This window comes from Streptomyces sp. (genome assembly GCF_031178505.1).
Classification (GTDB): Bacteria; Actinomycetota; Actinomycetes; order Streptomycetales; family Streptomycetaceae; genus Streptomyces; species Streptomyces gulbargensis.
Genome location: NZ_JAPSIW010000091.1, coordinates 1 through 11855 on the forward strand (window position 1 = coordinate 1; position 11855 = coordinate 11855).

General features: G+C 75.4%; 10 protein-coding genes. 7 read left to right on the top strand and 3 right to left on the bottom strand.

Translation table 11 applies throughout. The features are described from left to right. The first annotated feature begins 285 nt into the window (after positions 1-285). Positions 286-702 (top strand): ribonuclease domain-containing protein, encoded by a 417-nt coding sequence (locus tag RIF68_RS09680; RefSeq protein WP_309050741.1) that lies wholly within the window; start codon positions 286-288, stop codon positions 700-702. 26 nt (positions 703-728) lie between these two features. On the opposite strand, the gene RIF68_RS09685 is transcribed toward RIF68_RS09680, so the two are convergent. Beyond that, the gene (locus RIF68_RS09685) at positions 729-2201 is read right to left on the bottom strand and encodes an ankyrin repeat domain-containing protein (RefSeq protein WP_309050742.1); all 1473 of its coding nucleotides are present in this window, start codon (positions 2199-2201) and stop codon (positions 729-731) included. A gap of 210 nt (positions 2202-2411) precedes the next feature. On the opposite strand from RIF68_RS09685, the gene RIF68_RS09690 reads away from it, so the two are divergent. Beyond that, on the top strand, positions 2412-2957 hold the full coding sequence (locus RIF68_RS09690; protein WP_309050743.1) for an MOSC domain-containing protein: 546 nt from the start codon (positions 2412-2414) through the stop codon (positions 2955-2957). Positions 2958-2972: 15 nt separating this feature from the next. Here the strand turns inward: RIF68_RS09690 and RIF68_RS09695 are convergent, their stop codons facing one another. Continuing rightward, positions 2973-3893, bottom strand: a complete 921-nt coding sequence (locus tag RIF68_RS09695; RefSeq protein ID WP_309050744.1) for a hypothetical protein — start codon at positions 3891-3893, stop codon at positions 2973-2975. Positions 3894-4055: 162 nt separating this feature from the next. Between RIF68_RS09695 and RIF68_RS09700 the strand changes: the two genes are divergently transcribed. Further along, on the top strand, positions 4056-4856 hold the full coding sequence (locus RIF68_RS09700) for a serine protease (protein ID WP_309050745.1): 801 nt from the start codon (positions 4056-4058) through the stop codon (positions 4854-4856). Between the two features lie 114 nt (positions 4857-4970). Here the strand turns inward: RIF68_RS09700 and RIF68_RS09705 are convergent, their stop codons facing one another. Beyond that, complete coding sequence (locus tag RIF68_RS09705) at positions 4971-6731, bottom strand: beta-galactosidase (RefSeq protein WP_309050746.1); 1761 nt, start codon at positions 6729-6731, stop codon at positions 4971-4973. 94 nt (positions 6732-6825) lie between these two features. Here RIF68_RS09705 and RIF68_RS09710 point away from each other — a divergent pair, with 94 nt between their 5' ends. From RIF68_RS09710 to pepN, 4 genes are all read left to right on the top strand, one after another. Then, positions 6826-7713, top strand: coding sequence for an AraC family transcriptional regulator (locus tag RIF68_RS09710; protein ID WP_309050747.1), 888 nt, complete (start codon positions 6826-6828; stop codon positions 7711-7713). 11 nt (positions 7714-7724) lie between these two features. After that, positions 7725-8138 carry a chorismate mutase gene (locus RIF68_RS09715; protein ID WP_309050748.1) on the top strand — a complete coding sequence of 138 codons (414 nt, stop codon included), beginning with the start codon at positions 7725-7727 and terminating at the stop codon, positions 8136-8138. Then, a complete protein-coding gene (locus RIF68_RS09720; protein WP_309050749.1) occupies positions 8135-9151 on the top strand; it encodes an asparaginase in 1017 nt (338 codons plus the stop codon). Before RIF68_RS09715 ends, RIF68_RS09720 begins: the two co-directional genes overlap by 4 nt. A gap of 97 nt (positions 9152-9248) precedes the next feature. After that, entirely contained in the window at positions 9249-11735 is a 2487-nt protein-coding gene (gene pepN, locus RIF68_RS09725; protein WP_309050750.1) for an aminopeptidase N, read from the top strand. Positions 11736-11855 lie beyond the last annotated feature (120 nt).

Below are 11855 nucleotides of genomic sequence, written 5' to 3' on the forward strand. Positions count from 1 at the left end.
CCGGCGGCGGGCGCTCCCGCGGCGGCGCCACCCGCTCCCGCTCCACCCGGCAGCCGAGGTCCACGGACGGCTGACGGACGCCCGGTCCGGAGAGCCGGGGGCCGCGGAGGATCTCCGCGGCCCCGGCCCACGTCCCCGGCCGTCCGGCGGAAACACGCCGGGGGAGGACACCCCGTGACGAGTTCGCGCAGACGTGCGAACGGCCGGTGACCGCCGGTGAACGTCCGGCGAATTGAGGGCGGCCGGGGTTCCGGCCCGCGCTCTGCGCGCGTCAGCATCGCGGGCATGCGTATTCCCCCTCGGATCGGCCTGGCCGGCGGCGTCGCGGCCGCCCTCCTCTCCTCCCTTCTCCTGGGCGCCCCCGCCGGCGCCGCGCCGGCCCCCGCGCCCGTCGCCGCGCCCCTCACGGCGGCGGCCCACGGCACCGTCTGCTCCTCCGACCTGCCCGCGCAGGCCCACGACACCCTCCGGCTCATCGAGGCGGGCGGCCCCTTCCCGTACCGGCAGGACGGCTCCGTCTTCCAGAACCGGGAGCGGCTCCTCCCGGCCCAGAACTCCGGCTACTACCACGAGTACACGGTGAAGACCCCGGGCACGTCCACGCGCGGCGCCCGCCGGATCGTCACCGGCAGCGCGGAGCGGGAGGACTACTACACCGCCGACCACTACGCCTCGTTCGACCTGATCGACCACGCCTGCTGAACCGTACGGCTCCGGCCGCGGCGGCGTCAGCGGCGGCGCGGGGCCGTCCACTCCAGGCGGGCCCGGACCCGCGGGTCGCGGACGAACTCCAGGGCGGCGAGCGCCGTCTCGCGCGGCTCCCCGTCCGGGTCGCCGTCCGCCAGGATCGACGCCAGCGCGTCGACGGCGCGCGGGTCCTGACGGATCGCCAGGCCGCGGGCCGCCTCCGCCGCCGTCTCCGGATCGTCGTCGCCGAGCCGCTCCGCCAGGCCCTCACGGACGAGCGGTGAGTCCTCGGGGAGTTCGGCCAGGGCCAGCGTCGCCCAGTCCCGCACGCGGGCGTCCGCGTCCCGGCTCAGCGCCAGCAGCACGCGCACGGCCTCGCCGTGCCCGGCGGGCACGATCCCGGCCAGCGCCGAGGCGACCGCCCGCCGCACCACCGCGTCCGGGTGCCCGGCCGCCGCGAGCAGCTCGGGCACCGCCGCCGGGTCACCGCACTCGCCGAGCGCCGTCACCACCGACAGCAGCGGTTCCCGGCCACCTCCGGCGACAGCCTCCGACGCCAGCCGCCGCAGCACCGGTACGGCGCCCGGCCCGAAGCCCGGCAGGGTGCCCAGGACCCGAGCCCCGAGCGCCCGCCGCAGCGGGTCACGGTAGGCGCACCAGGCCGACGCCGTCGCGAAGGTCTCCTCGTCGGCCCGCCCGGCCAGTTCGGCCACCACCGTCGTCCAGTCGTCCAGCTCCGGGTCACCGCAGCGCAACGCCCGCGCCGCCAGCTCCTCGTGCGGGGTGCGCCGCCCGAGCGCCGCCTCCAGAAGGGTGGCGACGGCCGCGTGGCCGGTCTGCCGCTCGTCGCCGCGCCCCGGCCGGCCGTCCTCGCGCAGCAGCTCCACCACCACGGTCACCCCGCCGTCCTCCCGGACCCGCCGGACCACCGCCTCGTACGTCTCACCGCCCTCGTTCCCGGCGACCAGCCCGCGCCGCAGCTCGGCCGCGATGTCGGCGCCGATCCACCGCCGCGCCTCCCGCAGCGCCGGTTCCAGGGCCCGCGCCCCGTGGTCGAGGAGCGCCCGCACGCAGCCGGTGGAGCCGCGCCGGGCGGCGGCGACGAGCGGGACGAGCCCGTCGGGGCCCGGCCGGTCGGGATCGGCACCGTGCTCCAGGAGCGCCCGGAGGGTGCCGGTGTGACCGAGCCGTACCGCCCAGGCCGGCGCGGTCCACCCGTACGCCTCCTCCTGGTCGGGCCGGGCGCCGCCCGCGAGCAGCGCCCTGACCACCTCGGTGTGCCCGCCGCAGGCCGCCCCGCACAGCGGCAGGTCGCCGCCGTCGGCGCCGCTCGCCCGGCCGGGGTCCGCCCCGGCGGCGAGGAGCAGCCGTACGATCCCCGGTTCGTCGGCGACCGCCGCGCGGTACAGGGCGGTCTCCCCCTCGTCCAGGGCCTCGGGGTCGGCCCCGTTCCGCAGGGCCCTCACCACCCCGTCCTCGTCACCGTCCAGGACAAGCTCGAACAACGTGCTCATACCGCGACCCTGACCCGAGGCCCGGGCCGGGGGCAAATCATTACCGGTTCACGCGGGTTCGCGGTGAAGCGCGGCACCGTCCGGACCACCTCGCGCGGGAAGGGGACCGCCGAAGCACCGGACGCCGCGGACCGCGCCCCGCGGGCGACGCCGCTGATCTCCGCACACCCCCTAGGATCGACCGGCATACGACGACAACGGGGGAGCGCCATGACCGGTCGGGTCACCGCGGTGAGCCGCAACGAGACGTACTCGTTCAGCAAGCCCAATCGCGAGTCCGTCACGCTCCTCGCGGGGCTCGGCGTGGCAGGGGACGTGCACGCGGGTGAGACGATCCGCCACCAGTTCCGCATGACCTACGAGCCGGACCTGCCCAATCTGCGCCAGGTGCACCTGATGCACGAGGAACTCTTCGGCGAACTCGCCCGCAAGGGCTTCGAGGTCTCCGCCGGGCAGCTCGGCGAGAACATCACCACGCGCGGCGTGGACCTGCTGGGCCTGCCCACCGGCGCTCTGCTCCGTCTCGGGGAGCAGGCGGTGCTGGAGGTGACGGGCCTGCGCAACCCGTGCGCGAAGATCAACGACTTCCGTGAGGGGCTGCTCGGCGAGGTCTTCGCCCTCGACCCCGAGTCCGGCGCGTTCTCGTTCAAGTCCGGCGTCATGGCCGTGGTCCGCCGGGGAGGGACCGTCCGCCCCGGCGACGGCGTCGAGGTCGAGTACCCGCCTGTGCCCCACCGCCCCCTGGAACGGGTCTGACGGGTGCCCCGCCGGTCACGCCGCGCATTCCAGGACCGTTCCGCAGAGGCGGCACCGGGCGCGGAGGGAGCGCCCGGCCGGGAGGCGGAGGCGTCGGCGGCAGACGGGGCAGGGGAAGGTGACGTGGGTGGCGGGGGCGCCGCCGTCGAAGGCGTACCGGGCGCCGGGGGCCGCCCGGCCGAGGCGCCGCTCCCCGGCGTAGCGGCGCCGGGCCGTCCAGGAGGCGCCGGCCAGCGGCGGCTGCCGCCGCTCGCGGGCCGCCTCGGCCCGGCCCCGTACCCACGCCTCGTACGCCACCGCGCTGGTGAACCACGGTGACGGGTCCTCACCGAAGCGGGCGGACCGCAGGGCGAGGACGTAGCCGAACTCCTCAGGGGTGAGGTAGCCGAGCTTCTGGCTCTCCGCGCCGTCCTGCCGGTACGCGTCGAGAAGCAGCCATCCGGCGCCCAGGTAGGTGGTCGCCACGTCGGTGAGGATCTCGTTCGCCGCCGTGCCGGGAAAGCGCAGGCCGAGCCGGTGGAGCAGGACGTGGGTGAGCTCGTGGGCGAGGGCCGCGCCGATGTCGGCGCGGCGGGTCAGGAACCGGTCGCTGAGCTCCACGGCGTACCCGGGCCCCGCGGTCAGCTCGACGCTCGCCGCGTGCTCCATCCGGCGGAACCGCACGACGGGCCGCGCCTCGGGCAGCCGCAGGTGGCCGGCGAGGGCGGCGGCCACCCGCCGCACCCCGGTGGTGAGCTCCTCGCCGGGGCCGAGGGCCACCGAGGCGGCGGGCACGCTCGCGGCGTAGCACCGCAGTCGGGCGGGGGGCAGGCGCCGGTGCAGGGCGGTGAGCGAGGCGTGCACGGTCGCGCGGTGCGGGAAGCCGTGGACGACTCCGTACGGGTCCCCCTGAGCGGGTGTACCGCCGACACGGTCGGCTCCATGACGGTTCGGCATGCCGGATCCCCCCTGCCGTTCACTGTACGGTCCTACGGTCCCCCAACGGCTCTGGCCGAAAAGGCTTCCTTGTGACGGCAGTGGGGCGTTGCCCATAATTCCCGGCATGCTTTGACGGGCGCATGTCATGACCGCATGCCGTGGCGTCAGGGCCAACCCCCCATGAAAGAAGGCAGACACGTGAAGAAGAACCGACTGGTCCGCGCGCTCCAGAAACTGGCCGCGGCCGGCGCCGTCGTCCTGGCGGCCGTCAGCCTCCAGCCCACCACGGCCTCCGCCGCCCCGGCGCCCGTCGTCGGCGGCACCCGCGCCGCCCAGGGCGAGTTCCCCTGGATGGTCCGGCTCTCCATGGGCTGCGGCGGCTCCCTGCTCACCCCGCAGATCGTCCTCACCGCCGCCCACTGCGTCAGCGGCTCCGGCAACACCACCAGCATCACCGCCACCGCCGGTGTCGTGGACCTCCAGTCCAGCAGCGCCATCAAGGTCCGCTCCACCAAGGTCCTCCAGGCCCCCGGCTACAACGGCCAGGGCAAGGACTGGGCCCTGATCAAGCTGGCCAGCCCGATCACCACCCTGCCCACCCTCAAGATCGCCGAGACCACCGCGTACAACAGCGGCACCTTCACCGTGGCCGGCTGGGGTGCCACCTACGAGGGCGGCGGCCAGCAGCGCTACCTGCGCAAGGCGACGGTGCCCTTCGTCTCGGACGCCGAGTGCCAGCGCGCGTACGGCAGCTCCCTCGTCCCCGGTGAGGAGATCTGCGCCGGCTACAACGAGGGCGGGGTCGACACCTGCCAGGGCGACTCCGGCGGCCCGATGTTCCGCAAGGACAACACCGGTGCCTGGATCCAGGTCGGCATCGTGAGCTGGGGCGAGGGCTGCGCGCGGCCCGGCTACCCCGGCGTCTACACGGAGGTCTCCACCTTCGCCGCCGCGATCAAGTCGGCCGCGGCCACGCTCTGACCGGTCGGGGCGAGCAAGCGCTCGACGGCCGGTTCCCCCGGGGAACCGGCCGTACGACCGCCGAGGAGGGCCCCGGGGCGCCGACCGCCCCGGGGCCCTCCGGCACACGGAGGGTCAGGGCCGGTCCGGCAGCAGCTCCACGCCGGTCACCCCGCCGCCCTCCAGCTCCAGGACCCACACCTCGTTCGCGCCCTCCCGCAGCACCGGCCCCGGCAGGAACAGCGCGTCCTGCGGGCCGACCGCCCAGTACCGGCCGAGGCAGAAACCGTTCACCCACACGAAGCCCCGGGTGCCGCCGCCGATCCGCAGCCACGCGTCCCCCGCACCCGCCACCGTCACCGCGCCCCGGTACAGGCCCCGACCGCCGCCGTCCTCCGGCACCGGGCCGAACGGCACCGCGCCGACCGCCGCCGCCTCGAACGCGTCCAGCCGCAACCCCCGCGCCCCGATCCCGTGCAGGAACTGCCGCTCGTGCCGCACCCCACCCGTGAGGCCCTTCTCCTCCCCCTGACGGGGCCCGTAGTTGACCCGCCCGAGGGACTCCACCCACAGGTCCACCACCGCCGGGCCCGCCACCGGCTCCGGAAGCGCCGCCTCCTCCGCCGCGAGCACCCCCGCCACGGCCCCGTCCACCTCCACCACCGCCCGGTCCCGCAGCCCCGTCACCGACAGCGGATACGGCTGGCGCGGCCCCGGCACCTCCACCCGGTAGCGGACCAGGCCCCGGTCCACGCCCAGCTCCTCGAAGGACGGCGGCACCGGCGCCACCACCTCCGGCCCGCCGAGCGCCTCCAGGACCGCGCGCAGCGGCGCCCAGCCGCCCAGACCGGCCCGCACCGGCGCCGCGAGCCGGGCCGGCGGCTCGGGGACCCCGGGCAGCGGACCCTCCGCGTACGGCGCGAGCACCTCGCGGAACCGCCAGAACTTCTCCGTCGGCCGCCCCGCCTCGTCCACCGGCGCGTCGTAGTCGTACGAGGTCACCGTCGGCAGCAGCGGCCCGTCGTGCAGGTCACCCGCGCGATTCGCGCCCGCCCACCCCGCGAAGTTCGAACCGCCGTGCGCCATGTACACATTGACCGAGGCCCCGCACTCCAGGATCTCCCGAAGCGCCTCCGCCGCGTCCCCCGCGTCCCGCACCGCGTGCTCCGTCCCCCAGTGGTCGAACCAGCCGCACCAGAACTCCATGCACATCAACGGCCCCGCCTGCCGGTGCCGCCGCAGCGCCGCGAACCCCTCCCGCGCCCCCGCACCGAAATTGGCCGTCACCAGCACCCCCGGCACCGAACCGCCCGTCAGCATGTGGTCCTCGGGCCCGTCCGAGGTGAACAGCGGCACGCTCACCCCGCACTCCCGCAGCAGCTCCGCCAGCCACACCAGATAGCCCCGGTCACTGCCGTAACTGCCGTACTCGTTCTCCACCTGCACCAGCACCACCGGCCCGCCCCGGTCCACCTGACGCTCCACCACCTGCGGAAGCAGCCGCCGGAACCAGGACTCCACCGGCGCCAGGAACCCCGGGTCCCGCGTCCGCACCCGCCGCCCCAGCGGACCGGTCACCCAGTGCGGCAGACCGCCGTTCTCCCACTCGGCGCAGATGTACGGCCCCGGGCGCACGATCGCCCGCATCCCCGCCCGCGCCACCGCGTCGAGGAACCGGCCGAGCGCCTCCACGTCCGCGTACCGCCCCGGCTCCGGCTCGTGCAGATTCCACGGGACGTACGTCTCCACACAGCCGAGGCCCATCGCGCGCAGCATCCCCAGCCGGTGCTCCCAGTGGCCCTCGTGCACCCGGAAGTAGTGCAGCGCCCCCGACAGCAGCCGCACCGGCCGCCCGTCGAGCAGAAAGTCCTCGTCACCCACAGCGAACGCGCTCATGACCTCACCCTCGCCCTCTGGCGGCGGGCCGGTCCATGGACAAAGATCGTCGCAGTTTGGACATCAGGAGCCGCACGCCGGGGAGGGCCGGTCCATGTACCACACCTGGATGCGCTACTTCACGCCCAGCCCGGTCCACCAGCGCCTCGGCCTCGTCTGCCTCGGCGTCGGACTCCAGCACGGCGCCCTGCCGACCGTCGGGCCCCGCACCCTCGACCACCACGTGGCCGTCGTCGTCTCCGCGGGCGGCGGCTGGTACCGGGGTGCCGACGGACGGCGCACCACCGTCACCGCCCCCGCCCTCATCTGGCTCACCCCCGGCACCCCGCACCACTACGCCGCCGACACCGGCACCGGCTGGGACGAGGCCTTCGTCGACTTCGCGGGACCCGCCACCGCCACGTACACCGAACTCGGCTACATCGAGCCCGACCGGCCCGTCGTCCCCCTCTCCGACGCCGCTCCCGCCCGCGCCGCCATCGGCCGCATCGCCCGCGCCGCCCGCCCCGGCAACCCGTTCCTGGAGGTCGAGACCGGCGCCGCCGTCCACGAACTCCTCGTCGCCCTGCGCCGCGCCCGTGCCGACACCAACACCGACGGCGCCCCCGTCCTCGCCGCCCTCGCCCGCGACGCCTGCCGGCCGCTGACCGTCGCGGAACACGCCGCCCGGCACGGCATGACCGCGGCCGAGCTGCGCACCGCCGTCCGCCGCGCCGCCGGGTGCAGCCCCAAGGACTACCTGCTCACCGTCCGCCTCGGCCGCGCCAAGGAACTGCTCGCCACCACCGAACTGCCCGTGGCGGCCGTCGCCCGCCGCGTCGGCTACGACGACCCCGCCTACTTCTCCCGCCTCTTCACCCGCCGGGTCGGCACCGCGCCCATCCGCTTCCGCGCACAGCAGGGACGGGCCGTGCACGGCGGCTGGAGCACCCGCGTTCCGGATCCCGAACACCCGCCGACGATTCCGCCGAGGTCCGGATAGGCTCGCTGACCATGAGCGACACCACCGACATCGACGGGGCCGTACGGGCCGAGCTGACCCGCCTGCGCGAGAGCATCGACAACATCGACGCGGCGGTGGTCCACATGCTCGCCGAACGCTTCAAGTGCACCCAGCAGGTCGGCGTCCTCAAGGCGAAGCACCAGCTGCCGCCCGCCGACCCGGCCCGCGAGGCCCGCCAGATCGCCCGCCTGCGACAGCTCGCGGAGAACGCCAGACTGGACCCGGCGTTCGCGGAGAAGCTCCTCAACTTCATCATCGCCGAGGTCATCCGCCACCACGAGACGATCGCCGACGGAGCGGGCGGGCCGATCGCGGGCGGTGACGCCGCGAACGGGACCGCCGGGTCCGCGTCCGGCGCCGCCGATCCGTCCGGCGCCGCCGACGCCGGCCGGACCCTCCGATGACCCGGGTCACGGTCTTCACCCTCGGCGGGACCATCTCCGCGCGGGGCGACGGCGCCACCCGCCTGACCGGCGCCGAGGTCCTCGCCGGGCTCGGCGCCCCCTCGCACCCGGCCCCCGCCCGGCTCACCCCCGAGGACGTCGAGCTGCGCGACTTCCGGCGCGTCCCCAGCTCCTCCCTCACCCACGAGGACCTGGCCGCCCTCGCCGCCGAGGTCCGCGCGGCCGTCGCCGCCGGCAGCGGGGTCGTCGTCGTCCAGGGCACGGACACCCTGGAGGAGACCGCGTTCCTCCTCGACCTGCTCTGCACCACCGAGCGGCCGGTCGTCGTCACCGGCGCCCTGCGCCGCGCCGACCTGCCCGGCGCCGACGGCCCCGCCAACCTGGCCGCCGCCCTCGCCGTCGCCGCCGACCCCGCCTGCCGGAACCTCGGCGTCCTCGTCGTCCTCGCCGACGAGATCCACGCCGCCCGCCACGCCCGCAAGACCCACACCACCTCCGTCACCACCCTCGCCTCGCCCGGCGCCGGCCCCCTCGGCGCCGTCGTCGAGGGCGAGCCCCGCGTCCTGCTCCGCCCGGCCGTGCCCGCCACGCCCCGCCCGCTGACCCTCGACCCCGCCGTCCGCGTCGCCCTCGTCACTCTCTCCCAGGGCGACCGGGGCGAACTCCTCGACGCCGTGGACGAGCGCTTCCAGGGACTCGTCGTCGCCGCCTTCGGCGCCGGCCACGCCCCCGCCTGGCTGGTCGAACCGCTCGCCGCGCTCGCCCGCCGCATCCCGGTCGTCCTCGCTTCCCGCACCGGCTCCGGCACCACCCTGGCCCGCACCTACCGGGGCCCCGGCTCCGAGCACGACCTGATCGGCCACGGGCTGATCCCGGCCGGGCCGCTCGACCCTCCCAAGGCCCGGATCCTGCTCCACGCGCTCCTCTCCGGCGACGCGGCGGGACCCGCCGGGTACGACCGGCCCCGTATCGCCGCCGCCTTCGCCCACCTCGACGGCTCCGGCCTCGCCTGACCGCCGGCCCCGTACCGCCGCGGCCGGGCCGGCCCGCCCCCGCCCATCTCCGACCACCCCCTGCCCCGAGCCGGAGCGATCGGGCAGCATAGGGCCCATGTCCGTACTGACGCGCGACGAAGCGCAGACCCGTGCCCAGCTCCTCGACGTCCACCACTACACCGTGGACCTCGACCTCACCACCGGCGACGAGACCTTCGAGTCCACCAGCCTCGTCAGGTTCACCGCCCGCACCGCCGGGGACACCTTCGTCGAGCTCAAGCCCGTCACCCTGCACTCCGCCACCCTCGACGGGAAGCCGCTGGACCCCGCCTCCCTCGACGGCAACCGGCTGCCGCTCACCCTCACCGAGGGCGAGCACGAGCTGCGCGTCCGCACCACCATGCGCTACTCCCGCACGGGCGAGGGCATGCACCGCTTCACGGACCCCACCGACGGCGAGTCGTACGTCTACACCCAGCTGTTCATGGAGGACGTGCAGCGCGTCTTCGCCGCCTTCGACCAGCCCGACCTGAAGGCCGTCTTCGAACTCACCGTCACCGCCCCCGAAGGGTGGACCGTCCTCGCCAACAGCCTCACCGAACGGCAGGACGACGGCCGCTGGAAGGCCGCCCCCACCCCGCTGCTCTCCACCTACTTCGTCTGCGTCGCCGCCGGCCCCTGGCACAGCGTCCGCACCGAGCACGCCGGGCTGCCCTTCGGCATCCACTGCCGCCGCAGCCTCGCCGCCCACCTCGACGCCGACGCCGAGGAGATCCTCGCCGTCACCAAGGCCTGCTACGACCGGTACCACGAGAAGTTCGACGAGCCGTACCCCTTCGACTCGTACGACCAGGCCTTCGTCCCCGAGTTCAACGCCGGCGCCATGGAGAACCCCGGTCTCGTCACCTTCCGCGACGAGTTCGTCTTCCGCTCCGCCGTCACCGACACCGAGCGGATGACCCGCGCCATGGTCATCGCCCACGAGATGGCCCACATGTGGTTCGGCGACCTCGTCACCCTGCGCTGGTGGGACGACATCTGGCTGAACGAGTCCTTCGCCGAGTACATGGGCTACCAGACCGTCAACGAGGCCTGCTCCGACCTCTTCGCCGACACCTGGATCGACTTCGGCGTCACCCGCAAGGCCTGGGGGTACGAGGCCGACCAGCGCCCCTCCACCCACCCCGTCGCCCCCGACCCCGACGCCGTCCCGGACACCGCCTCCGCGCTCCTCAACTTCGACGGCATCTCCTACGCCAAGGGCGCCTCCGCCCTGCGCCAGCTCGTCGCCTGGCTCGGCGAGAGCGACTTCCTCGCCGGCATCAACATCCACTTCAAGCGCCACAAGTTCGGCAACGCCACCCTCGCCGACTTCATCGACAACCTGGCCGCCGCCACCGACCGCGACGTCCACGGCTGGGCCGAGCAGTGGCTCCGCACCACCGGCGTCGACGTCCTCACCCCCCGCCTCACCGGCGAGGGCGCCCGCTGGCGGCTCACCGCCGAGCGGAACGGCAGCCGCCCGCACCGCGTGGACGCCGGTGTCTACGACCGCGACCCGTCGGGCGCGCTCGTCCTGCGCGAACGCCGCGCCCTCGACGTCCCCCAGGGCGAGCCGGCCGAACTGACAGGCCCCCGCCCCGCCCTCGTCGTCCTCAACGACGGCGACCTCACCTACGCCAAGCTCCGCTTCGACGAGGCCTCCGAGCAGTCCGTCCTGCGCGGCCTCTCCCGGATCCCCGACCCGCTCACCCGGGCCGTGGTCTGGAACGCCCTGCGCGACATGGTCCGCGACGGCGTCCTCACCCCCGGCGAGTACCTGGAGACGGCCCGCGCCCACCTCACCGAGGAGAGCGAACTCGCCCTCGTCCAGGGCGTCCTGGGCTTCGCCCGCACCCAGATCGCCGACCGGTACGTCTCCGCGGAGGAGCGTCCCGCCGCGCTGGCCACCCTCCGCGAGATCGCCCGCGCCCTGCTGCGCCGCACCGAGGACGGCGACTCGCCGGGCCTGCGCCTCACCGCCGTCCGCACCCTGATCGACAGCGCCACGACCCCCGACCAGATCGCCTCCTGGCTGGACGAGGGCACGGTCCACGGCGGCCCCGAGCTCGACCCCGAGCTGCGCTGGCGCATCCTGGCACGGCTCGCCGTCCTCGGCGCCACCGACGAGGCCGCCATCGCCGCCGAGCTGGAGCGCGACCCCAGCGCCACCGGCCAGGAGGGCGCCGCCCGCTGCCGGGCCGCGTTCCCCGACGCCGGGGCCAAGGCGGCCGCCTGGTCCGCCATGTTCGACACGGACGACCTGTCCAACTACCTGTTCACCGCCACCGCGCAGGGCTTCTGGCAGCCCGAACAGGCCGAGCTGGTACGGGAGTACGTGACCCGCTTCTACCCCGACGCCGTCGCGCTCGCCGACCGCCGGGGCGCCGCCATGGCCGAGGCCGCGGGCCGCTACGCCTTCCCGGCGCACGCGGTCGACGCGGCGGCGCTGGCCCTCGGCGAGTCCCACCTCGCCGGCGACACCATGATCCCGGCCCTCCGCCGCAAGCTCGTGGACCAGCTGGACGACCTCCGCCGCGCCCTGCGCGTCCGCGAGGCCTGACCCACCCGGCACGGTGCGGGGGCCCGACCGGGTCCCTGTACCGGCCAGGCGCCCGTGCCGGCCGGGCGTCCGTACCCGCCGGGCGCCCGTGCCGGCCCGGCCCCCGGGCCGGCCAGGCGT